Source organism: Pseudarthrobacter sp. NPDC092419 (genome assembly GCF_044755045.1).
Classification (GTDB): Bacteria; Actinomycetota; Actinomycetes; order Actinomycetales; family Micrococcaceae; genus Arthrobacter.
The window spans coordinates 195,901-217,707 of record NZ_JBIVQF010000007.1; the positions used below are offsets into that span (position 1 = coordinate 195,901).

19 protein-coding genes are annotated in these 21,807 nt (G+C 65.0%); 13 read left to right on the forward strand and 6 right to left on the reverse strand.

What is annotated here, in order from left to right; translation table 11 throughout:
• Window positions 1-249 (reverse strand): exodeoxyribonuclease VII small subunit, encoded by a 249-nt coding sequence (locus tag ACIQC0_RS12760; protein WP_377214763.1) that lies wholly within the window; start codon window positions 247-249, stop codon window positions 1-3.
• A complete protein-coding gene (gene xseA, locus ACIQC0_RS12765) occupies window positions 250-1,539 on the reverse strand; it encodes an exodeoxyribonuclease VII large subunit (protein ID WP_377214764.1) in 1,290 nt (429 codons plus the stop codon). It abuts the gene before it with no gap.
• Between the two features lie 186 nt (window positions 1,540-1,725).
• Here xseA and ACIQC0_RS12770 point away from each other — a divergent pair, with 186 nt between their 5' ends.
• Both ACIQC0_RS12770 and ACIQC0_RS12775 read left to right on the forward strand, forming a co-directional pair.
• A complete protein-coding gene (locus ACIQC0_RS12770; protein ID WP_400535318.1) occupies window positions 1,726-2,583 on the forward strand; it encodes a hypothetical protein in 858 nt (285 codons plus the stop codon).
• Window positions 2,580-3,659 (forward strand): 4-hydroxy-3-methylbut-2-enyl diphosphate reductase, encoded by a 1,080-nt coding sequence (locus tag ACIQC0_RS12775; protein ID WP_377214766.1) that lies wholly within the window; start codon window positions 2,580-2,582, stop codon window positions 3,657-3,659. The genes ACIQC0_RS12770 and ACIQC0_RS12775 overlap by 4 nt, the downstream gene beginning before the upstream one ends.
• 42 nt (window positions 3,660-3,701) lie before the next feature.
• Here the strand turns inward: ACIQC0_RS12775 and ACIQC0_RS12780 are convergent, their stop codons facing one another.
• Window positions 3,702-4,934 carry a DNA recombination protein RmuC gene (locus tag ACIQC0_RS12780; RefSeq protein WP_400535320.1) on the reverse strand — a complete coding sequence of 411 codons (1,233 nt, stop codon included), beginning with the start codon at window positions 4,932-4,934 and terminating at the stop codon, window positions 3,702-3,704.
• A gap of 91 nt (window positions 4,935-5,025) precedes the next feature.
• Here ACIQC0_RS12780 and ychF point away from each other — a divergent pair, with 91 nt between their 5' ends.
• The 6 genes from ychF to ACIQC0_RS12810 all read left to right on the forward strand — a co-directional run bounded on the left by ychF (window position 5,026) and on the right by ACIQC0_RS12810 (window position 13,542).
• On the forward strand, window positions 5,026-6,111 hold the full coding sequence (ychF, locus tag ACIQC0_RS12785; RefSeq protein WP_377214928.1) for a redox-regulated ATPase YchF: 1,086 nt from the start codon (window positions 5,026-5,028) through the stop codon (window positions 6,109-6,111).
• Between the two features lie 26 nt (window positions 6,112-6,137).
• Window positions 6,138-7,901 carry an ABC transporter family substrate-binding protein gene (locus ACIQC0_RS12790; protein ID WP_400535322.1) on the forward strand — a complete coding sequence of 588 codons (1,764 nt, stop codon included), beginning with the start codon at window positions 6,138-6,140 and terminating at the stop codon, window positions 7,899-7,901.
• A gap of 242 nt (window positions 7,902-8,143) precedes the next feature.
• Window positions 8,144-9,814, forward strand: coding sequence for an ABC transporter substrate-binding protein (locus ACIQC0_RS12795; RefSeq protein WP_400535324.1), 1,671 nt, complete (start codon window positions 8,144-8,146; stop codon window positions 9,812-9,814).
• Window positions 9,815-9,945: 131 nt separating this feature from the next.
• A complete protein-coding gene (locus ACIQC0_RS12800) occupies window positions 9,946-10,875 on the forward strand; it encodes an ABC transporter permease (protein ID WP_377214770.1) in 930 nt (309 codons plus the stop codon).
• Window positions 10,865-11,815, forward strand: coding sequence for an ABC transporter permease (locus ACIQC0_RS12805; protein ID WP_377214771.1), 951 nt, complete (start codon window positions 10,865-10,867; stop codon window positions 11,813-11,815). The genes ACIQC0_RS12800 and ACIQC0_RS12805 overlap by 11 nt, the downstream gene beginning before the upstream one ends.
• 11 nt (window positions 11,816-11,826) lie before the next feature.
• Window positions 11,827-13,542, forward strand: coding sequence for a dipeptide ABC transporter ATP-binding protein (locus ACIQC0_RS12810; protein ID WP_377214772.1), 1,716 nt, complete (start codon window positions 11,827-11,829; stop codon window positions 13,540-13,542).
• Window positions 13,543-13,630: 88 nt separating this feature from the next.
• Here the strand turns inward: ACIQC0_RS12810 and ACIQC0_RS12815 are convergent, their stop codons facing one another.
• Entirely contained in the window at window positions 13,631-14,578 is a 948-nt protein-coding gene (locus ACIQC0_RS12815; RefSeq protein ID WP_400535327.1) for an SGNH/GDSL hydrolase family protein, read from the reverse strand.
• Between the two features lie 269 nt (window positions 14,579-14,847).
• Here ACIQC0_RS12815 and typA point away from each other — a divergent pair, with 269 nt between their 5' ends.
• Together typA and ACIQC0_RS12825 are read left to right on the forward strand one after the other, a co-directional pair.
• A complete protein-coding gene (gene typA, locus ACIQC0_RS12820; RefSeq protein ID WP_377214774.1) occupies window positions 14,848-16,776 on the forward strand; it encodes a translational GTPase TypA in 1,929 nt (642 codons plus the stop codon).
• A 203-nt stretch (window positions 16,777-16,979) separates the two neighbouring features.
• Window positions 16,980-17,789 carry a type IV toxin-antitoxin system AbiEi family antitoxin domain-containing protein gene (locus tag ACIQC0_RS12825; RefSeq protein ID WP_400535329.1) on the forward strand — a complete coding sequence of 270 codons (810 nt, stop codon included), beginning with the start codon at window positions 16,980-16,982 and terminating at the stop codon, window positions 17,787-17,789.
• A 48-nt stretch (window positions 17,790-17,837) separates the two neighbouring features.
• Here ACIQC0_RS12825 and ACIQC0_RS12830 read toward each other — a convergent pair whose 3' ends face one another.
• Window positions 17,838-18,077: a hypothetical protein gene (locus ACIQC0_RS12830; RefSeq protein WP_377214777.1), complete on the reverse strand. Its 240-nt coding sequence runs from the start codon at window positions 18,075-18,077 to the stop codon at window positions 17,838-17,840.
• Between the two features lie 137 nt (window positions 18,078-18,214).
• Here ACIQC0_RS12830 and fdxA point away from each other — a divergent pair, with 137 nt between their 5' ends.
• From fdxA to ACIQC0_RS12845, 3 genes are all read left to right on the forward strand, one after another.
• On the forward strand, window positions 18,215-18,541 hold the full coding sequence (gene fdxA / locus ACIQC0_RS12835) for a ferredoxin (RefSeq protein WP_009356972.1): 327 nt from the start codon (window positions 18,215-18,217) through the stop codon (window positions 18,539-18,541).
• Between the two features lie 11 nt (window positions 18,542-18,552).
• On the forward strand, window positions 18,553-19,701 hold the full coding sequence (gene dapC / locus ACIQC0_RS12840; RefSeq protein ID WP_400535332.1) for a succinyldiaminopimelate transaminase: 1,149 nt from the start codon (window positions 18,553-18,555) through the stop codon (window positions 19,699-19,701).
• A gap of 228 nt (window positions 19,702-19,929) precedes the next feature.
• Window positions 19,930-21,216 carry a citrate synthase gene (locus ACIQC0_RS12845; protein ID WP_400535334.1) on the forward strand — a complete coding sequence of 429 codons (1,287 nt, stop codon included), beginning with the start codon at window positions 19,930-19,932 and terminating at the stop codon, window positions 21,214-21,216.
• Window positions 21,217-21,321: 105 nt separating this feature from the next.
• Here the strand turns inward: ACIQC0_RS12845 and ACIQC0_RS12850 are convergent.
• Window positions 21,322-21,807 (reverse strand): GDP-mannose 4,6-dehydratase (locus tag ACIQC0_RS12850; protein ID WP_400535336.1); only part of this gene is annotated, 486 nt, incomplete at its 5' end.

Here is a 21,807-nt window from a genome sequence, read left to right on the forward strand (position 1 = left end):
TTAAAGCGGCTGGTCGCGGGCGGCGGCGAGCCGCTTCCGCGCACCCTCCAGCCACTCCTCGCAGCGGGCTGCCAGGGCTTCACCGCGTTCCCAAAGGGCCAGCGACTCCTCCAGGCTGGCACCGCCCGCTTCCAGCCGGCCCACGACGGCAACCAGCTGCTCGCGGGCCTCCTCGTAGCTCAGCGCTGTGACATCGCCCGGCTGCTGCTGTGCGGTGTTTCCCTGTCCCGTGCTTTCCTGTTCGCTCATTCAGTTCTCCTCGACGGTGGTGGTTGTGCCCGTGGATGTGGCTCCAAAGCGGCCCTCGGCCACCCGGATGGAGAGCGGCGCCCCAGCGGGGGCTTCCGCCGGGCGCCGGACCACGGCGTGGGCGGCGGAGGACTCCCGGGCAAGTTCGACGACGGCGTAGCCCCGGTCCAGGGTCTTCTGCGGCGAGAGCGCGCGGACCTGGGCCTTGAGGTGCTGGAGCTGGTCCGCGGCACGGACCACGGTGGAGCCGATGGCGGCCGATGAACGGCGAAGCAGGCGCTCGACTTCCTCCCCACGGACGGTCACCAGGCCCTCCGGCGCGGCCAGCACAGGGCGGGAGCGTAGGGACGCCAGCCGGTCCGACTCCCGGTCCACCAGACGCACGATGCAGCGTTCCAGCTGTTGGCGCGCCTGGCGGACCCCCGCCAGCTCCTCGGAGACGTCCGGCACGATCCGCTTGGCAGCATCGGTCGGGGTGGAGGCCCTGAGGTCCGCGACATCGTCCAGCAGCGGCCGGTCCGCCTCGTGGCCGATCGCACTGACCACAGGAGTTACTGCGGCGGCCACGGCCCGGATGAGTTCCTCACTGTTGAACGGCAGGAGGTCCTCCAAGGCACCGCCGCCGCGGGCAATGACGATGACGTCCACCTCCGGCCGGCCGTCCAGCTCCCGCAGGGCACGCACCACCTGGCTGACGGCCGTGTTTCCCTGCACTGCCACTTCGCGGATCTCGAATTCCACCGCTGGCCAGCGCAGGGCCGCGTTCCGCAGGACGTCCTTCTTGGCGTCCGAGTCACGGCCGGTGATGAGGCCGATGCGGTGGGGGAGCAGGGGCAGGGGCTTCTTGCGGGAGTCGGCGAAGAGGCCCTCCGCGGCGAGTGCCTGGCGCAGGCGCTCGATGCGGGCCAGCAGATCGCCGAGGCCCACCGGCCTGATGTCACGCACCTGCATGTTCAGGCGTCCGGTCTTCAGCCAGAATTCCGGTTTGAGCAGCGCAACCACCCGGGAACCCCGTTCCAGAGGGAGGTCCTGGCGTTCCAGCACCTTGGTCCAGACCGAGGCGGGAAGCGAAACCTCCGCGTCGACGTCGCGCAACGTCAGGTAGGCGTTTGTCCCGCGCCGGTTCAGCTCGATGACCTGGCCCTCCACCCACGCTGACGGGGTTCGGTCGATGTGCGCCTTGAGCTTTTGGGACAGCAGCTGCAGCGGCCACGGATTGTCCGGCGTGGTGTCCGCCGCCGTTGCCGGAAGAGTTGTGGGTACCGTGCCGGGCAGCGCCTGTTCAGACATGGCACCGCTCCTGCGGAGGTGAAGCTGCGGGCATGATGTCCTTCGTCTGCTGATCCAAGGCCGGTCCGGGGCCGCGTGGGGCGGTGTTTCCACCTTATCCATAAGGTCTACCACCGGGGTCCGACAGGACCTGCCGCGCAGATCCTGCCTAGGATGGATGGAAGCCCCCAACGCGAAGGATCCGCTGTGCGCACTGTTGTTTCCGCGGCTGCCGCCATCCTCGGCATGCTGCTGGCCGCCGTCGCGGTTCCGGCCATCTGGCTGGACCGCACCATCGTCCGGGAGGACGGGTTCGTGGCACTTGCCGGTCCGCTTGGCAAAGACCCGGCGTTCCAGGAGCGCCTCGCTGCAGCGGCTGTCGGGACGATCGACACCAGCTCGTTACCGGGCTTCCTGACGGACCTGGTCCAGCCGGTGCTGGAGGACGCGGCTGCATCCCTGACCGGCCTGCCCGCGTACCGGCAAGCCTGGGAGGATACCCTCCGCAAGAGCCACCGGCTGAGCCTCTCAGGAGCGGGTGAAGCCGAAGCGGAAGGCTCGTCGGCGCTGACCCTGGACGTCTCACCGCTTGTCGCACTGGGAGCCGGTGAGATCTCGCGTGCCACCGGACTGCCGCTAAGCCCTCCAGACCGGACGCTGCTGAACGCGGGCGGTCCAGAGCAGAAGGAATGGGCTGAACGCCTGACAACCTACGCACCTGCGGGCTACCTGCTGGCCGCGGGATCCGCCGTCGCGCTCCTACTGGCCGTGGTGGCCGCCCGGCGCCGCTGGACGCTCCTGGCGGGGACAGGACTCGGCGCGCTCCTGGTGGCAGCATGCTGGGCCGCCGTAAGCGGGATCGCCCGGGATCGCGCCCTGGGCACCGACGCCGGCAGTGACGTTGCCAACATGTTCCGCGATGAGTTCGTGGCGGCCGCATCCCGGGACTTCCAGGCCTGGACGCTGGTTGCCGCCCTTACGGGAGTGGTGGCCCTGGCGGCCGGCCTCGCCGGCAGCCAAGCGGCGCGGAGGCGCGAACGGGCAACCGGTAGCATGGAGAAATGACCTCCTCAGCTGTTTCCCTTTCGATGCCAACTGTCCCGCGGAGGCGCCGGTCTCCTGAGGAAGTCGCTGCCGCAGCGCCGGTGGCAGGGGCCAAGAAGGTCCTGCTGGCCGCTCCCCGGGGCTACTGCGCAGGAGTGGACCGCGCGGTCATCGCCGTGGAGAAGGCGCTGGAGCACTACGGTCCGCCGGTTTACGTGCGCAAGCAGATCGTGCACAACGTCCATGTGGTCACGTCCCTCGAGGAAAAGGGTGCCGTCTTCGTGGATGAGACGGACGAGGTACCCGAGGGCGCCCTGGTCATCTTCTCCGCGCACGGCGTTTCCCCTGCCGTGGTGCAGTCCGCCGAGGACCGGGGGCTGCGCACCATCGATGCCACCTGCCCCCTGGTAACCAAGGTTCACAAGGAGGCTGTACGGTTCGCCAAGGACGACTTCGACATCCTGCTGATCGGCCACGACGGCCATGAGGAAGTTGAAGGGACGGCGGGCGAAGCACCGCAGCACATCCAGATCATCAACGGCCCGCACGAGGTGGACAAGGTCACGGTCCGGGACCCGGAAAAGGTCATTTGGCTTTCCCAGACCACGCTCAGCGTCGACGAAACCATGGAAACCGTGCGGCTGCTGAAGGAACGCTTCCCCACACTGCAGGACCCGCCAAGCGATGACATCTGCTACGCCACCACCAACCGCCAGGTGGCCATCAAGAAGATTTCACCGCAGGCAGACCTGGTGATCGTGGTGGGATCGGCCAACTCCTCCAACTCCGTCCGGCTGGTGGAGGTGGCGCTCGAATACGGCGCCAAGGCCTCCTACCGGGTGGACTTCGCCAACGAGGTGGACGAGTCCTGGTTCGAGGGCGTGGCCACTGTGGGCGTCACCTCCGGAGCCTCGGTTCCCGAGGTGCTGGTCCAGGACGTGCTCCGCCTGCTGGCCGACTACGGTTACGGCAGCGTCGAGGAAGTGGTTACGGCCGAGGAGGACCTGCTGTTCTCACTGCCCAAGGAACTCCGGGCCACCCTCAAGCAGGCCGGCGACGTCAGCCGCGCGCTGGGCGGCCGCAGGCCGCGCGACTGACGGCACCCGAGTGACGACGGCCCCGGGGGCGCGGCCTGCCCGTCAGGCGGCGGCCCCGTCCTCCTGCAGTTCCGGCGCGGCCAAGGCGCGCGGCGTCGCTTCCACCGGGGGAGGGCCGGCCAGGCCGGATTCATCCAACGAGTTCAGTTTCCGTGCCGTCGGCAGCACCCGTGCTTCGAGTGTTCCCACCATGGCGTTGTAGCGGTCCACCGACGACTTCAGCGATGACCCCAGCTTGGTGACATTTTCGCCCAGGGTGCCCATGCGGTCATACAGCTGCCGGGCCAGGTCGAACAGCTCCCGGGCGCTGTCCGTCAGCACATCCTGGCGCCAGGTGAACGCGACAGACTTCAGCACGGCGAGCAAGGTACTGGGGGAGGCCAGGACCACGTTCCGTGAGAGGGCATGGTCCAGCAGCTCCGGATCGGCGTTGAGCGCCGCGGCCAGGATGGATTCGGCCGGGATAAAGCAGATCACCAGCTCCGGGGAGTTTCCGGAGATGTCCCAGTACTTCTTGCTGCTGAGAGCATCCACATGCGCCCGCAGCGCCTTGGCGTGCGCTGTGAGGAGGGTCTGCTGGTGCCTCCGGTCCATCCCGGACAGGGCTCCGCCGGCCTGGCCGCCGCGCGGATCCTGCACCCCACCGAGTTCCTGGGCTTCAAGGTAAGCGGTCAGCGGAACCTTGGCGTCCACCACCAGCTGCTTCTCGCCGGGAAGCTGCACCACCAGGTCCGGACGCACCGCAGAGTCCCCGCCGGAGCTGTGCAGCTGCTCGACAAAGTCCACGTGCCGCAGCATTCCGGAAGCCTCCACCACCCGGCGGAGCTGGACCTCACCCCACTGGCCGCGTGCGCTGTTGGACCGCAGGGCCGACTCCAGTGCATGCGTGGAGCGGATCAGCTGCTCATCCGAAATCCGGGCTTCCTGAAGCTGTTGGGCCAGCTGGCCGTACTGCTCCACGCGGTCGCGTTCCAGCAACGCCACCTGCTGCTGGACGGCCGTGAGCTTCTCAGCGACGGGTGCCAGCGCGCGCAGCACACTGCCGTCCTGTGCGCGCGCCTCCCCCAGCTCGCGGTTCTGTGCAGACAAAAGCCGCCGCTCGGCGTCGGCCGCGGCGAACTGCGAGCTGACCTCCGCGAGGCGGGAGGACACCTCATCAAAGTCCAGCTCCAGTGCACGGGTCTTCCGGCGGAACGCAACAAACGTGGCCGCGGCACCGGCGAACGCACCGAGCAGCAGCATGAACAAGGCCAGAATCAAGGCGAAAGCATCCATGCCTTCACTGTTGCACGGGCCACCGACAATCAGCGGCAGCCGCATCGAGCCGGTACTGCCGGGCGGCGCGATGAAGGTAAACTTGGTGCTCGTGGCTCTTACTATTGGCATCGTCGGACTGCCCAACGTCGGCAAATCAACCCTTTTCAATGCGCTCACCCGCAACCAGGTCCTGGCGGCGAACTACCCGTTCGCCACCATCGAACCGAACGTGGGCGTGGTGAACCTGCCTGACCCGCGGCTCCACGAACTCGCCGGGATCTTCGGCTCCCAGCGCGTGCTGCCGGCCGCTGTGTCCTTCGTGGACATCGCCGGCATCGTCAAGGGCGCCTCCGAGGGCGAGGGGCTGGGGAACCAGTTCCTGGCCAACATCCGCGAAGCCGAGGCCATCGCCGAAGTGGTCCGAGTCTTCGATGACCCCGATGTCATCCACGTTGACGGCAAGGTGGACCCGCGCTCGGACATGGAAACCATCAACACCGAGCTCATCCTCGCGGACCTGCAGACCATCGAAAAGGCCATTCCCCGGATCGAAAAAGAGGTCAAGATCAAGAAGCGGGAGGCCGCTGAACTCGCCGCCATCAAGGCCGCGCAGGCGGTGCTGGAGCGGGGTGACACCATCTTCTCCGCCATCAAGAGCGACAAACTGGAGATGGAACACCTTAAGGAGCTGAGCCTGCTGACGGCCAAGCCGTTCATCTACGTGTTCAACGCGGACGAGGGCATCCTGGGCAGCCCGGAAAAGCAGGAGGAACTACGGGCGCTTGTGGCACCGGCGGACTGCATCTTCCTGGACGCCAAGCTCGAGGCGGACCTGGTGGAACTGGACGAGGCCGAAGCCCGCGAGATGCTCGAAATGAATGGCCAGGACGAATCCGGCCTGGACCAGCTGGCCCGCGTGGGCTTCCACACCCTTGGCCTGCAGACGTACCTCACCGCAGGGCCCAAGGAAGCACGTGCCTGGACCATCCACCAGGGCGACACCGCACCCCAGGCCGCCGGCGTGATCCACTCCGATTTCCAGCGTGGATTCATCAAGGCCGAGGTGGTCTCGTTTGAAGACCTGATGGAGGCAGGATCCATGGCCGAGGCCAAGTCCCGCGGCAAGGTCCGCATTGAGGGCAAGGAATATGTCATGGCCGACGGCGACGTGGTGGAGTTCCGCTTCAACGTCTAGCCGCGAGCACCAACCGAGGAGGCAGCATGCCGGCCAGGCGCCTGAGGCAGTTATTCGCGGCGGCGCTGTGCGCGCTGCTGGTCCTGACAGGCTGTTCCGGCGGCGGTGGCGGTGTGCCGGTGGTGGTGGGGGAGACAGCCCGGGGCGGAACTGTGACCGTCGCCGAGGCCAACGCCTTTTCCTCCTTCAACCCGTACAGCACCGCGGGCAACACCGACATCAATACCAAGATCGGTTACATCACCCACTCGGGGTTCTTCTACCTGGACAACAACTCCGTGGTGGTACGCAACGACAAGTTCGGCAAATTCGAGAAGGTCTCCGACGACCCCCTCAAAGTCCGGTACACCGTCAACGAGGACGTTAGATGGTCGGACGGTGCGCCGGTCGACTCCGGGGATCTCCTCCTGGCGTGGGCGGCAGGTTCCGGCTATTTCGACGACGCCGATGCCGCCGCCGGAACCGGCACCAGGTACTTTTCGACGGCGTCGGACACCAGCGGGCTCGCCGGGACCGGGCTGCCCGAACTTGGAGACGACGGCCGTACCATCACCCTGGAATACACCCGGCCGTACGCTGACTGGGAAGTGGCGTTCGACGTCGGGCTTCCCGCCCACGTGGTGGCCGCCAAGAGCGGTTTGAATGACGAAGCGGACCTCGTGGACCTCATCCGGGACACGCCACGCGGGGATCCCGACAATCCCACGCCGAATTCGGTACTCAAACGGGTCGCTGATTTCTGGAACAGCGGATTCGACACGGACTCACTGCCTGAGGACCCTGCACTCTACCTGTCCAATGGTCCCTACATCGTGCAGGACATGGTTCCCGGCGTATCGCTCCGGCTGGTCCGCAACCGGGACTACACGTGGGGCCCGGAACCCTGGCTTGACGAAATCAACGTCCGTTACACCGGCAAGGCGGAGGACGCCGTGCAGGCCCTCCGCAACGGGAGGGCGGACATCATCTCACCGCAACCGGCGGCGGGCCTGCAGGAGCTTTTCGCCGGCCTTGAACAGCAGGGGAACACGGTGGAACGGTACAGCCAATCAGGGTACGACCACCTGGACCTGGAATTCTCCGGGCCGTTCGCGGACCGGGACGTGCGCGAAGCCTTCCTAAAGACCGTCCCCCGCCAGGAGATTGTGGACGCCGTGGTGGGCGGGCTGGTGCCGGGGGCCGTGCCGCTCGACTCGCACGTCTTCCTGCCTGGCCAGCCCAAGTATGACGAGACTGTGCGGGACAACGGTTCATCGAAGTACGGCGAGGTGGACATCGAGGGAGCGAAGGAACTTCTGGATGGGGCAAAGCCCACCATTCGGATCCTTTACAACCGTGACAATGCCAACCGGGCCAAGGCCTTTGGCCTGATCCGCGATTCCGCGGAACTGGCCGGCTTCACCGTGGTGGACACCGGCCGCGGCAGCGCAGACTGGGCCGCGGAGCTGGCGGGGGATGGACACGATGCCGCACTCCTTGGCTGGATTGGGAACGGACTGGGCGTCAGCCGCGTGCCGCAGATTTTCCGTACCGGCGCAGGCAGCAACTTCAACGGTTTCTCCGATGCCCGCGCCGACCGGCTGATGGAAGAACTGTCGGGCACCCCTGACTTGGCGCGGCAGGACGAGCTCCTGGGGGACATCGACCGGCGGCTCTGGGAGAACGCCTACGGCCTGCCCCTGTACCAAGCCGTTGGGAGCACAGCGTTCAGCACCAAGGTCACGGGAGTCAAGACGAGCCCGGGCCCTCTGGGCGTGTGGTGGAACGCTTGGGAGTGGCGGCTCGCCTAAACGACACGACAAGGTTGTCAAAAGTGGTGTTACTGGGGAGTAGTATGTGACTTGCGTAACTGGCGAAGGTCAGATATGGCGCCTAAACCTTGCGATTACGGTTTGGCAACGTTGTACCAGCATCTGGAATTAGTTCGGTTAGGCTACGAGCATATGTAGGCTGCGTCACAGAAATTCTGCGCCGGGCCTGCGGGGGAATCGCATGAATCCCCACTTCACTTCCACTACTCATAGGAGGCGGAATGCGTTTTGCGCGCACTTCCAAAGCACTGGGCATTGTGGCGATCGCCGCGCTTGCCCTAACCGGATGCGGTGCCGGTGGCGGCAGCAATGACGGTGGCGGGGACGCCGCCGGAGATCCGAACAAGATCATCACCGCGTACAGCAACGAACCACAGAACCCGTTGCTGCCGGCAGACACCGGCGAAGTTTACGGTGGACGCGTGGTGGAGCTCCTCTTCGAGGGCCTCACCGTTTACAGCCCCAATGGGGAGTCTGAGAACGCGCTCGCCGAGTCGATCGAATCCCCTGATGGCCAGAACTACACCATCAAGGTCAAGAGCGGCACCAAGTTCACCAACGGCGAGGAAGTCACGGCCAAGAGCTTCGTGGACGCCTGGAACTTCGCAGCACTGAGCACCAACGCACAGACCAACAGCTACTTCTTCGAATCCATTGAGGGATACGACGCCGTCAGCGCCACGAAGAAGCAGGGCGAATCGGAAGTTCCCGCGCCCACCGCGGAAACCATGTCCGGTCTGGTAGTCAAGGACGACTACACCATCGAAGTCAAACTGCGCCAGCCTGAAGCCGACTGGCCGCTGCGCCTCGGCTACTCGGCCTTTATGCCACTGCCCGCGGACGCCATCAAGGACCCCAAGGCGTTCGGTGAAAACCCGATCGGCAACGGCCCGTACAAGATGGCCAAGGAAGGTGCCTGGCAGCACGACAGCCAGATCGAATTGGTTAAGAACCCGGACTACAAGGGCAGCCGTGAGGCCAAGAACGGCGGCGTGACGTTCAAGTTCTACACCGACCCGGCACCGGCCTACACGGACATCCAGGGCAACAACCTTGACGTCACCGACGTCCTGCCCACGAATGCCCTGAAGACCTACACCTCGGACTTCCCGGAGAACCACCTCAACAAGCCGTACGCCGGTAACTCCACCCTGAACATCCCGGGCTACCTGCCGGAGTTCAAGGGCGAAGCCGGAAAGCTGCGCCGGCAGGCCATTTCCATGGCCATTGACCGCGAAGAGATCACCAAGGTGATCTACAGCGGCACGCGCATCCCGGCCAACGACTTTACGTCCCCTTCGGTCGACGGTTACAACGACAACGTTGCCGGCTCCGAGGTCACCAAGTTCGATGCCGCCAAGGCCAAGGAAGCCTGGGACAAGGCCAACGAGATCAGCCCCTGGCCGGCCAACAAGGTCCTGCAGCTCGCCTACAACACCGATGGCGGTAATAAGGAATGGATTGACGCCGTAGCCAACAACCTCAAGAACAACCTCGGCATCAAGGCTGAAGGCCAGGCCTTCGCCAAGTTCGCCGAACTTCTTGACCTGCGCAAGTCCAAGACCCTCCCGGGCCTGGCACGCGCCGGCTGGCAGGCGGACTACCCGTCGCTCTACAACTTCCTGGGCCCGCTGCTGGGCACCGGTGCAAGCTCCAACTACGAGGGCTACTCCAACCCGGAGTTCGACAAGCTCCTGAAGGAAGGCCTGGGCGCCAAGTCCACCGACGAGGCAAACGCCAAGTTCACGGAAGCACAGGAAATCCTGTTCCAGGATCTGCCGAACATCCCGCTTTGGTACGCCGCACGCCAGGTTGTCTGGAGCGAGAACGTTTCCAACGTGGACACCGGGTGGAACGGCGTTATCCAGTACTACAACATCACTGCGAAGTAGTTCTGGGATCGTCCAACTCAAATAGCTAGTGGGGGTCCGGCCAACAGCCGGGCCCCCATAGCCTTGATACCGGCAGGAAGCTTGTTCTCAATGAATATTTCACTCATCCGCCAGTCCTCGGAGGGTCCGCTGTGATCCGATTTATCCTCCGACGACTGCTCCAGGCCATTCCGGTGTTCCTGGGCACCACGCTTCTGGTGTACTTCATGGTGTTCGCGCTCCCCGGCGATCCGGTCCGGGCGCTTTTCGGTGACCGTCCGCCAAGCGAAGCCGTGATTGCTGCACTTCGCCAGCAATACAACCTCGACCAGCCGTTCTGGGTCCAGTACGGCCTGTTCCTTAAGAACCTCGTGACGTTCAACCTTGGGGTTGACTTCACCGGTCAGCCCATCGCGGCCACGCTGGGCCGTGTCTTCCCTGTGACGGCCATGCTCGCTGTGGAGGCGCTGGTTATCCAGGCTGTCTTCGGCATCGGGTTCGGCCTGGTCGCCGGCCTGCGCAAGGGCGGAATCTTCGACTCCACCGTCCTGCTGGCCTCCCTCGTGGTCATCGCTATCCCGGTGTTCGTGCTCGGCTTCGTGCTGCAGTTGGTGTTCGGCGTGTATCTCGGATGGGCCAAACCCACGGTGGGCACCAACGCTGACTGGGGAACCCTGATCCTGCCTGCCTTCGCCCTGGCGCTGGTGTCCTTTGCTTATGTGCTTCGCCTGACCCGGGCCTCCGTCATCGAAAACTCCACTGCGGACTACGTGCGGACGGCAACGGCTAAGGGCCTCTCCCGGCCGCGGGTCGTGATGGCCCACATCCTCCGGAACTCGATGATTCCGGTCGTCACCTACCTGGGTGCGAGCCTGGGCGGACTGATGGGCGGAGCCATCGTCACCGAAGGCATCTTCAACGTCCCCGGCGTTGGCCAGAAGCTCTACCAGGCTATCCTCCGCAGCGAAGGCCCCACCGTCGTCGCCATCGTCAGCGTGCTGGTGCTGGTATTCGTTATCGCCAACCTGCTGGTTGACCTGCTGTACGCCTGGCTTGATCCGAGGATTCGCTATGAAAAGTAACCGACAAATCACCCACTTCGTCGCGCCACTGGAGGAGACGCCCCTGCTGGCCACGGACTCGGTCAAGACTGACGAAGCGCCATTGAGCCTGTGGGCAGACGCATGGCGGAAACTGCGCCGCCGGCCGCTGTTCATCGCTGCGGCAATCATGATCTTCGTCATTGTGGTGGTCGCCGTGTTCCCGGGCCTGTTCACCCAGACCCCGCCCAACGACAACTGCCTGCTTGCAAACTCGGATGGCCCGCCGGCGCCCGGACACCCGCTGGGCTTTACGTTCCAGGGCTGCGATGTCTATGCGCGCGTCATCTACGGTACGCAGGCATCGGTCACAGTGGGTCTGTTCTCCGTTCTCGGTGTCCTGCTGGTTGGCGTTACCCTTGGCGCGCTGGCTGGCTTCTTTGGCGGTTGGATCGACTCCGTGCTGGCACGGCTGGGCGACATCTTTTTCGCTCTTCCGCTCGTGCTCGGGGCGCTGGTTGTGGTGCAGTTGCCCTTCTTCCGCGAAAACAAGAGTGTATGGACCGTCGTCGCCGTCATTGTCCTTCTGGCCTGGCCCCAGATGGCCCGGCTCACCCGAGGGGCCGTCATCGAGGTCCGGAACGCGGACTTCATCACGGCTGCGCGGTCACTGGGCGTTTCGCCCATCAATTCGCTCATCCGACATGTATTGCCCAATGCGGCCGCACCAATCATCGTGCTCGCCACGATGGAACTCGGTGTTTTTATTGTCCTTGAGGCCACGTTGTCCTTCCTGGGCATCGGCCTGCCGGGCAGCATCATGTCCTGGGGCAATGACATCAACGCGGCGCAGTCCAGTATCCGCACCAACCCTGCGGTGCTGCTCTATCCCGCAGCAGCACTGTCGATCACGGTATTGAGTTTCATTATGCTCGGCGATGCCCTGCGTGATGCCCTCGATCCGAAGAGCCGGCAGCGATGAAAGAGGCACATATGACGACGTCGGAGATCACCATCGAGGAAGCCGGCAACACAGCGGAGCGGCCCCTGCTGGAAATCAAAGACCTGGCCATCACGTTCAAAACGAGCAATGGCGAAGTGAATGCCGTCCGGAACGCGCATCTGACCATCATGCCGGGCGAGACCGTCGCCATTGTCGGTGAGTCCGGGTCAGGAAAGTCCACCACGGCCTTGGCCGCGATCGGACTGCTGCCGGCCAATGGCCGGGTTTCCGGGGGCCAGATTCTGCTGGATGGCGAGGACATTTCACACGCCAGCGAAAAACGGATGATCGAACTGCGCGGCAATACTATTGGCATGGTTCCCCAGGACCCCATGTCCAACTTGAACCCGGTGTGGAAGATCGGTTATCAGGTCAAGGAAACATTGCGTGCAAACGGCCGGCCCAGCGGCCCGGCAGACATTGCGGAAGTGCTGTCCCAGGCCGGCCTGCCCGATGCACACCGCCGGGCAGGACAATACCCGCATGAGTTCTCGGGCGGCATGCGCCAGCGTGCCCTGATTGCCATTGGCCTCTCCTGCCAGCCTCGCCTGCTGATCGCGGACGAACCGACATCGGCACTCGACGTCACCGTCCAGCGGCAGATCCTGGATCACCTTGAGGGCATGACGGCAGAGTTGGGCACTGCGGTGCTGCTCATCACCCACGATCTTGGCCTTGCAGCCGAGCGTGCCGACCAGGTGGTGGTCATGTACCGCGGGCAGGTGGTTGAGTCCGGACCGTCCTTGGAACTGCTGCGCAACCCGCAGCACCCCTACACCCAGCGGCTGGTTGCCTCGGCCCCGTCGCTGGCCTCACGCAGGATTCAGGCGAGCAAGGAGGCCGGCCTTGCCGCAGAAGACCTCCTGGCTCCGACTGAAGCTGCAGTGGTCCCGGACAAGACTTCCGAAGTGCTGGAGATCAGGGACCTGACCAAGGTCTATAAGCTCCGCCACGGCTTGGGAAAGTCGACGGACTTCAAGGCTGTGGATGCCGTGAGCTTCGCCGTGAAGCGCGGCACCACCACAGCGATCGTAGGGGAGTCCGGCTCGGGAAAGTCCACCGTGGCCAAGATGGTGCTGCAGTTGGAGAAGCCCACCGACGGGACCATTGTCTTCGACGGGGTGGAGACCTCCACGCTGAAGCCTGCCGAGCTGTTCAAGTTCCGGCGCCGCGTGCAGCCGATCTTCCAGGACCCGTACGGGTCCCTCGATCCGATGTACAACATCTACCGGACCATCGAGGAGCCGCTGCGGGTTCACAGGATCGGGAACAGGGCCAGCAGGGAGAAGAAAGTCAGGGAGCTGCTGGACCAGGTGGCGCTGCCGCAGTCCACTATGCAGCGCTTCCCGAACGAGCTTTCCGGCGGCCAGCGCCAGCGCGTGGCCATCGCCCGGGCACTGGCACTGGACCCCGAGGTCATCATCTGCGATGAGGCCGTCAGCGCCCTGGACGTCCTGGTGCAGGCGCAGGTGCTTAATCTCCTGGCCGAGCTGCAGTCGAACCTTGGTCTGACCTACCTGTTCATCACCCATGACCTGGCCGTGGTCCGGCAGATCGCCGACCACGTCTGCGTCATGGAAAAGGGCAAACTGGTGGAGACCGGTTCCACGGACGAGGTCTTCGAATCGCCGAAGCAGGACTACACCAAGGCCCTGTTGAACGCGATCCCGGGCGCCCGGCTGATGCTGCCGCCCGAGGTGGCATAGCGCGAAAAGCAGACTGCGACAGGCCGGTGCGGCACCCCGCAAAGGGGCCGCGCCGGCTTTTCGTCCCTATGGACCCGAAAGGCCCGGGTCAACCGAGCTCGCGTCCGGTCCCGCGGTCCCGCACCGCATCTCCCGCGGGGGACTTCAGGTCAGGGACACCCATGTCCTTGAAGCGGCGTGCCAGGAGATTCCCCAGGACCCGCCGCCCCTCGTTGTCCATGTGCACTGAATCCATGAGCCGGCGCTCCAGGTCATACCGCGTCAGCCAGTCTCCGACGCCGACGAATTCCAGGCCGTGGGCAGCGGCGATACTGCCCACCAGGGCGTCCACTTCGGTGCGCCGGCCGCCCCCGTCGCGGGCCAAGGTGCCCACCATCACGATCCTTGCAGTGGGAAAACGGGACTTCAGTGCCGTCAGGAGGCGGTCGGCGTTGGTCCTGATCTCGCCGTCGGACGCTCCCTGGGCGGCATCATTGCCGCCACCTTCGACGATGATCAGCGCGGGAGCCTGCGCCGGCAGCAGCCAGTCGCCCTGCTCCAGCGCATCGATGTAGTTCCCCACGGCACCCCTGGAAGCGACGAACCCGGTTCCGCCAAGGCCGCAAAAATGCACGTTGTAGCCCAAGGCTGCCAAAGCCTGCCGTGGCCAGCCGTTGGCAGGGGAAGACTGGGAGTCACCAATGAGCAGGGCAGTACGGCCCGGATCTGCAACCACCACTTCGTCGCGGCCAAACACAGGGTTGAAGACCACGGACCCCGGCGCCATGACGTCCAGGGACTGTCCGCCGGCCGCTCTCAAACCGCCCTGCGCGGCTCCCAGCTGCGCTGAATAGGGGGCGGCTACCGGTTCGCCCGGCGCGGGCGGAACTGCCTTGGCGCCGGCAGCGGCGCCGGCCCTGCCGGCGGCCGCCGAGGGGACTTCCGCCACCGTCGGCGCTGAAGGGAACCCTCCCAACGGCTGTCCCGGCGTCGAAAGCAGTAACCCTGCCGTGATCCCCAGCACAATAAATCGGGTCAGGGCCGGGATGCGGCTCATATGGTTTCTCCGGGATTCTCGCTGCGTTCCCAGCAATAATGGGGCATCCGGGGGCATAAATCCAGTGCCGGACCGCCCGGTTTTGGTGACATCTTGGCAACGGAAACGCATCCGCCTAAGTAAGGCCGCGAACCATCGTTTTAGGCCAATAAATGTCAGGGGCGCTAGAATAGGAGCAGGTGCCCTGTGTAAAGGGCCGAATCCTTCGTGCGTTCCGGTAGGAAATGGCGCGATACAACAGCTGACTCCACTGAATCGAGCCATTACGCATGTCTGAAACCACCACCAACACCGCGGTAGCCACTGCATCGCGCAGTGATCTGCGCAACGTCGCGATCGTGGCCCACGTTGACCACGGCAAGACCACCCTGGTCGATGCCATGCTCAAGCAGACCAACTCCTTCGCGGAGCACAACCACCTCGAAGACCGCGTGATGGACTCCGGTGACCTGGAACGCGAAAAGGGCATCACCATCCTGGCCAAGAACACCACGGTGGCTTACAACGGTCCTTCCTCCAACGGCGAGACCATCACCATCAACGTCATCGACACCCCCGGCCACGCCGACTTCGGTGGCGAGGTGGAGCGAGGCCTGTCCATGGTTGACGGCGTCGTGCTCCTGGTCGACTCCTCCGAAGGCCCCCTGCCCCAGACCCGCTTCGTGCTCCGTAAGGCCCTGGCTGCACACCTGCCCGTGATTCTGCTGGTCAACAAGACCGACCGTCCGGACGCCCGCATCGACGAGGTTGTCCACGAGTCCATGGACCTTCTTCTGGGCCTCGCTTCCGACCTCGCGGACGAGGTTCCGGACCTGGACCTGGACAAGGTCCTGGAAGTTCCCGTCGTTTACGCCGCCGCAAAGGTTGGCCGCGCGTCCCTGGAGCAGCCGGCCAACGGCTCCGCCCCGGACAACGAGGACCTCGAGCCGCTGTTCAAGGCCATCATCGAGCACATCCCGGCACCGACCTACAACCCGGACGGTGTCCTGCAGGCGCACGTCACCAACCTGGACGCCTCCCCGTTCCTGGGCCGTCTTGCGCTGCTGCGCATCTACAACGGCACGCTCCGTAAGGGCCAGCAGGTTGCCTGGGCCCGGCAGAACGGCGAGCTGAAGACCGTCAAGATCACCGAACTGCTTGCCACCAAGGCACTGGACCGCGTTCCGGCCGAATCCGCAGGCCCGGGCGAGATTGTCGCCGTCGCCGGCATCGAGGACATCACCATTGGCGAAACCCTCACCGATGTCGAGAACCCGCAGCCGCTGCCGCTGATCACGGTGGACGACCCCGCGATCTCCATGACCATCGGTATCAACACTTCGCCGCTGGCCGGCAAGGTCAAGGGCGCCAAGGTCACCGCGCGCCAGGTGAAGGACCGCCTGGACAAGGAGCTGATCGGTAACGTCTCCATCAAGGTTCTCCCCACCGAGCGTCCCGACGCCTGGGAAGTCCAGGGCCGTGGCGAGCTGGCACTGGCCATCCTCGTGGAGCAGATGCGCCGCGAAGGCTTTGAGCTCACCGTGGGCAAGCCCCAGGTGGTCACCAAGACCATTGACGGCAAGATCCATGAGCCGATGGAGCACATGACCATCGACGTTCCCGAGGAATACCTCGGCGCCGTCACCCAGCTGATGGCTGCCCGCAAGGGCCGCATGACCAACATGGCCAACCACGGCACCGGCTGGTGCCGCATGGAGTTCATCGTTCCCGCCCGTGGCCTCATCGGCTTCCGCACCAAGTTCCTCACGGACACCCGCGGCGCCGGTATCGCAGCCTCCATCTCCGAGGGTTACGAGCCGTGGGCCGGCCCCATCGAGTACCGCACCAACGGCTCAATGGTTGCCGACCGTGCCGGCGTGGTCACCCCGTTCGCCATGATCAACCTGCAGGAGCGCGGCTCGTTCTTCGTCAAGCCCACCTCCGAGGTTTATGAGGGCATGATCGTGGGCGAGAACTCCCGCGCCGACGACATGGATGTGAACATCACCAAGGAAAAGAAGCTCACCAACATGCGTGCCGCTTCCTCTGACACCTTCGAGAACCTGACGCCGCCGCGCGAGCTTACCCTCGAAGAGTCGCTGGAATTCGCCCGCGAGGATGAGTGCGTCGAGGTGACTCCGGAAGCCATCCGCATCCGCAAGGTCATCCTGGACACCAACGAGCGTGCCAAGGCCAACCGAGCCCGCGCCAAGGCCTAGTAGCAAGAGGAAAGCCGGAACGGCAGGCGGGAATCCGCCGTCGTTCCGGCTTTTCCTTTGTACCGCGCTGCGCAGTGAGGCCCGGCCTGGATGCGCAGGGGCAGTCCCCGCGCAGTGAAGAGTGCAGCAATTGCGCTGTCCCGTTTTCCACATAGCGGCCTGCGGCGGCTGCGCCCGGCTCCCGGGCCGGGCAGCATGCCCACATGCAAACCATTACTGAGACCCTGGCTGCAGTCGGCGGAGTAGCCTCGTCCGCCTCCCTGCGGCTGGCGGGTGTGCCGCGTCGAAGCATTGAGGCCTGTGTTCTTGATGGATCGGTGCAGAGGATAGCGCGGGGAGTCTATGCCCTGCCTGATGCTGACCCGCTGCTCATCCACGCGGGGCGCCACCACGCCGTGCCCGGCTGTGTCACGGCAGCAGGGGCAGCGGGGCTCTGGGTAGTCCGGCTGCCCCCAAAGCCGCATCTTGCCGCCCGGCATGGGAGACCGGTCCCGGGCTGCGTTGTTCATCGGTGCGACATCCCCCTGACACCGCTGGACATTGTGTGCCAGTCCCTCCGTTGCCTCCCGCCGCTTGAGGCGCTGGTCATTGCAGAATCCGCAGTCAAGAAGCGGTTGATCCAGCTGTCGGCGCTGCGGGAACGCTTTCCGGCCCCGCGGGAGAAAGCAATCCTCTGCCTGGTGGCCAGGATCCGGCCGCAATCCGGTTCCATCATCGAGACCATCGCCCGGTACCTGCTCGAAGAAGCGGGATTGACGGTGGAGTTGCAGGTCAACATTCCCGGGATGGGCCACCTGGACCTTCTGGTTGACGGCCTGGTGGGCATCGAAACGGATGGCTATGCCCACCACAGCGGCCGGGCAGCCTACCGCGAGGACAGGCGGCGCTGGAACGTTACCGTCATCCGCGGTGTTCCAACGCTGAGGGTCACGTTTGAGATGCTCCTCAACGAACCAGGGGAATTCGTGCTGATGGTGCGGCAGGCGTTGGCCACGTACCGCGCTGCGCAGTGAGGCCCGGCGTGGATGCGCAGGGGCAGTCCCTGCGCAGCGAAGGCAGGTTTAGGCGCGCGGGGCGCGCCGCGGGGGCGCCGGCGGGACCTGCTTGGCCGCCACCACCTCTGTCAGGGAAATGACGACGTCGGCCTGCCGGGTACGGACGGTACACGCACCGGCGTCGCACGCCACCAGATAGCCCAACGCGTCGGTGAGGCCGCCCTCGATCCGGTAGCGCACAACCACGCGCGTGCCGGGCGCTGCGGCGGCCAGGAAAGCAGCAGGGGAGGGGGTGGGCAGACTCACCAGTTCATACTAGGTCTGTCGGCTAGGTTCGCGGGAACCGGCTGGGAGATAATAGGCTCAGATGTCAAGAGTCCGGCCCTGGTTGCCGGATGCAATAGCCGGCGGGTCGCCGGAACCAACGTGGAGAGGCCAGGGACGTGACGTACGTAATCGCGCAGCCGTGTGTAGATGTCAAGGACAAGGCATGTATCGAAGAATGCCCCGTCGACTGCATCTATGAGGGTGAGCGTTCGCTGTACATCCACCCGGACGAATGCGTCGACTGCGGCGCGTGCGAGCCCGTCTGCCCTGTCGAGGCCATCTACTACGAGGACGACACTCCGGACGAGTGGGCGGACTACTACAAGGCAAACGTCGAGTTTTTCGACGACCTCGGATCCCCGGGCGGTGCAGCGAAGATCGGCAACACCGGCAAGGACCACCCGATGATCGCCGCCCTGCCGCCGCAGAACCAGGACCACTGACAGCAGCGGCCGTGAGTGCAGCAGTGAAGCGGTTTGGCCTGGACCTGCCCGATTACCCCTGGGAAGCGATGGCTCCGTACCTGGCGAAGGCCTCGGAGCATCCCGGCGGCGCCGTCAACCTGTCCATCGGTACGCCCGTGGATCCGACGCCGGCCATCGTGCAGGACGCCCTGAAGGCCGCCGCCGACGCCCCGGGCTACCCCACCGTCCACGGTACGCCCGCGCTCCGGGAAGCCGTGGCCGGCTGGTTTGAACGCCGCCGCGGCGTGGCCGGCCTCGATCCCCGGAACGTCATGCCCACGGTGGGCTCGAAGGAACTGGTGGCATGGCTGCCGCTCCTTTTGGGGCTTAAGCCGGGTGACGTCGTCGTACGTCCTAAGGTTGCCTACCCCACCTATGACATTGGTGCCACCCTTGCGGGCGTCACCTCCGTGGCCACGGACAACCTGGCCGAGCTCGACGACGAAACGCTCGCTCGCGTGCGTCTCATCTGGGTCAACTCGCCCGGCAACCCCACCGGCAGCGTGCGGGACGCGGCCTCGCTCAAAGCCGTGGTGGACCAGGCCCGGGACCTCGGCGCCGTGGTTGCGTCCGATGAATGCTATGCCGAACTTGGCTGGGGTGCCTGGGATGTACAGCGTGGCGGCGAGGCCGTGCCCAGCATCCTGGACCCGCGGGTGGCAGGAGGCTCGCACCAGGGCCTGCTGGCGGTGTACTCCCTGAGCAAGCAGTCCAATGTGGCCGGTTACCGCGCAGCCTTCGTGGCAGGCGACCCGGACCTCATGCCGAACCTGGTGAACAGCCGCAAGCATGCCGGCATGATCGTGCCGTATCCGGTGCAGGAAGCCATGCGGGTTGCGCTCGGCGACGATGCGCACGTGGAGACCCAGAAGGACCTTTACCGCGGACGCCGCGAACGGCTCCTGCCGGCGCTGCAGGACTTCGGCCTCGAGATCAAGGACTCCGATGCGGGGCTGTACCTCTGGTCCACGGCCGGTGAGGACACCTGGACCACGGTGGCCAGGCTCGCCGAGCGCGGCATCGTCGTCGGGCCCGGCGTGTTCTACGGCGAGGCGGGCAATCGGTACATCCGTGTTGCCCTCACCGGCTCTGACGAACGCATCGATGCGGCGGTGTCCCGGCTGGGGCACACCCCGTAACAATCCTGTGACTCGCGCCACTTACGGCGCTGTTTGGCGGTCCTTGGGCCGTCGCGGATTAGTGACACCCGCCAAGGAGCGGTAGTTTTTAAGTGACTATCAATGGTGGCTTTCTACAAGAAGGCAGTCCGGGTGTTGGAACCTGTCTTCTCAGGGTCAGTGCGCGGGCGCACCTGATGTTGGATCAAGCTTTCGACAGAGGCCCAAGAGCCTCATGAAGGGGACTCCATGACTGAGACCAACAACGCGGCGACCCTGCTCCACGCAGGTGGCGAGCTCAAGCTCCCGCGCATCCAGGTTATTGAAGGAAACGAAGGCTATGACGTTTCCAAGCTGCTGAAGCAGACGGGCGCAGTCACCTTTGACCCCGGCTTCATGAACACCGCAGCCACTACCTCGGCAATCACCTACATCGATGGCGATGCGGGCATCCTGCGCTACCGCGGATACCCCATCGAGCAGCTGGCACAGCACTCCAGTTTCCTTGAGGTGTCCTACCTGCTGATTTACGGCAACCTGCCCACCCCCACGGAGCTGGACGCCTTCGACCAGAAGATCCGCCGGCACACCCTGCTGCACGAGGAGCTCAAGGGCTTCTTCGGCGGCTTCCCCCGCGACGCGCACCCGATGCCCGTCCTGTCCTCCGCAGTGTCCGCGCTGTCCACGTTCTACCAGGACTCCCTGGACCCGTTCAACGCAGAACAGGTGGAGGTCTCCACCATCCGCCTGATGGCCAAGCTTCCGGTCATCGCCGCCTACGCGCACAAGAAGTCCATCGGCCAGCCGATGCTGTACCCGGACAACTCCATGAACCTGGTGGAGAACTTCCTGCGCCTCAGCTTCGGCCTCCCGGCCGAGCAGTACGAGCTGGACCCGGTCATCGTCAAGGCCCTGGACCTCCTCCTCATCCTGCACGCAGACCACGAGCAGAACTGCTCCACCTCCACGGTGCGCCTGGTGGGCTCCTCCAATGCCAACCTGTTCGCCTCCGTTTCCGCCGGCATCAACGCGCTCTTCGGTCCCGCCCACGGCGGCGCCAACGAGGCAGTGCTGAAGATGCTGCGCCAGATCCAGGCCGAGGGCCTCAAGCCCGAGGACTACATGGAGAAGGTCAAGAACAAGGAAGACGGCGTCCGCCTCATGGGCTTCGGACACCGCGTCTACAAGAACTACGATCCGCGCGCCAAGATCGTCAAGGCCACCGCGCACGAGATCCTCGAGAAGCTCGGCGGCAACGACGAACTGCTCGACATCGCCCTGCGCCTCGAAGAGAAGGCGCTCAGCGATGACTACTTCATCCAGCGCAAGCTCTACCCCAACGTGGACTTCTACACCGGCCTGATATACAAGGCCATGGGCTTCCCGGAGAAGATGTTCACCGTCCTGTTCGCCATCGGCCGCCTGCCGGGCTGGATCGCCCAGTGGCGCGAGATGATCAGCGACCCCAACACCAAGATCGGCCGTCCGCGCCAGCTGTACATCGGCGAGCCGGAGCGCGATTACCCGGTGCGCTGATCGCGTCGGCTTAGAAACGGCAAGAACGACGGCGGCCGCCCACCTTCACAGGTGGGCGGCCGTTTCGGGTTCCACCCCTACGGAGCAATCGATAGAGGGTGGGGGTTAGGTGGCGTAGCCGTTGGGGTTGTTTTTCTGCCAGCGCCAGTGGTCCTGGCACATTTGGTCCACGGTTTTGGTGGTTGCCCAGCCGAGGTCGGCCAGGGCTGAGGAGGCGTCTGCCCAGAAGGCGGGGAGGTCGCCGGCGCGGCGGTCGGTGATTTCGTAGGGGATGGGCCGGCCGACTGCTTTTTCGAAGGAGCGCAGGACTTCCAGGACGGAGGAGCCTTTGCCGGAGCCGAGGTTCCAGCGGAAGACGCCGGTGCGTTCTGCGATGTGGTTCAGGGCTGCGACGTGCCCGTCGGCGAGGTCCACGACGTGGATGTAGTCCCGCAGACAGGTCCCGTCCGGGGTGTCGTAGTCCCCGCCGAAGACCATGAGTTTTTCGCGGCGGCCCACGGCGACCTGGGCGATGAACGGGACGAGGTTGTTGGGGATGCCCTGGGGGTCTTCGCCGATCCGTCCGGAGGGGTGGGCGCCGACGGGGTTGAA

Bases quoted from the DNA above. Each gene is read 5' to 3' on its own strand.
- ACIQC0_RS12760 (WP_377214763.1), bottom strand. From the start codon at position 249: ATGAGCGAACAGGAAAGCACGGGACAGGGAAACACCGCACAGCAGCAG.
- xseA (WP_377214764.1), bottom strand. From the start codon at position 1,539: ATGTCTGAACAGGCGCTGCCCGGCACGGTACCCACAACTCTTCCGGCA.
- ACIQC0_RS12775 (WP_377214766.1), top strand. From the start codon at position 2,580: ATGACCTCCTCAGCTGTTTCCCTTTCGATGCCAACTGTCCCGCGGAGG.
- ACIQC0_RS12780 (WP_400535320.1), bottom strand. From the start codon at position 4,934: ATGGATGCTTTCGCCTTGATTCTGGCCTTGTTCATGCTGCTGCTCGGT.
- ACIQC0_RS12790 (WP_400535322.1), top strand. From the start codon at position 6,138: ATGCCGGCCAGGCGCCTGAGGCAGTTATTCGCGGCGGCGCTGTGCGCG.
- ACIQC0_RS12795 (WP_400535324.1), top strand. From the start codon at position 8,144: ATGCGTTTTGCGCGCACTTCCAAAGCACTGGGCATTGTGGCGATCGCC.
- ACIQC0_RS12805 (WP_377214771.1), top strand. From the start codon at position 10,865: ATGAAAAGTAACCGACAAATCACCCACTTCGTCGCGCCACTGGAGGAG.
- ACIQC0_RS12810 (WP_377214772.1), top strand. From the start codon at position 11,827: ATGACGACGTCGGAGATCACCATCGAGGAAGCCGGCAACACAGCGGAG.
- ACIQC0_RS12815 (WP_400535327.1), bottom strand. From the start codon at position 14,578: ATGAGCCGCATCCCGGCCCTGACCCGATTTATTGTGCTGGGGATCACG.
- typA (WP_377214774.1), top strand. From the start codon at position 14,848: ATGTCTGAAACCACCACCAACACCGCGGTAGCCACTGCATCGCGCAGT.
- ACIQC0_RS12825 (WP_400535329.1), top strand. From the start codon at position 16,980: ATGCAAACCATTACTGAGACCCTGGCTGCAGTCGGCGGAGTAGCCTCG.
- ACIQC0_RS12845 (WP_400535334.1), top strand. From the start codon at position 19,930: ATGACTGAGACCAACAACGCGGCGACCCTGCTCCACGCAGGTGGCGAG.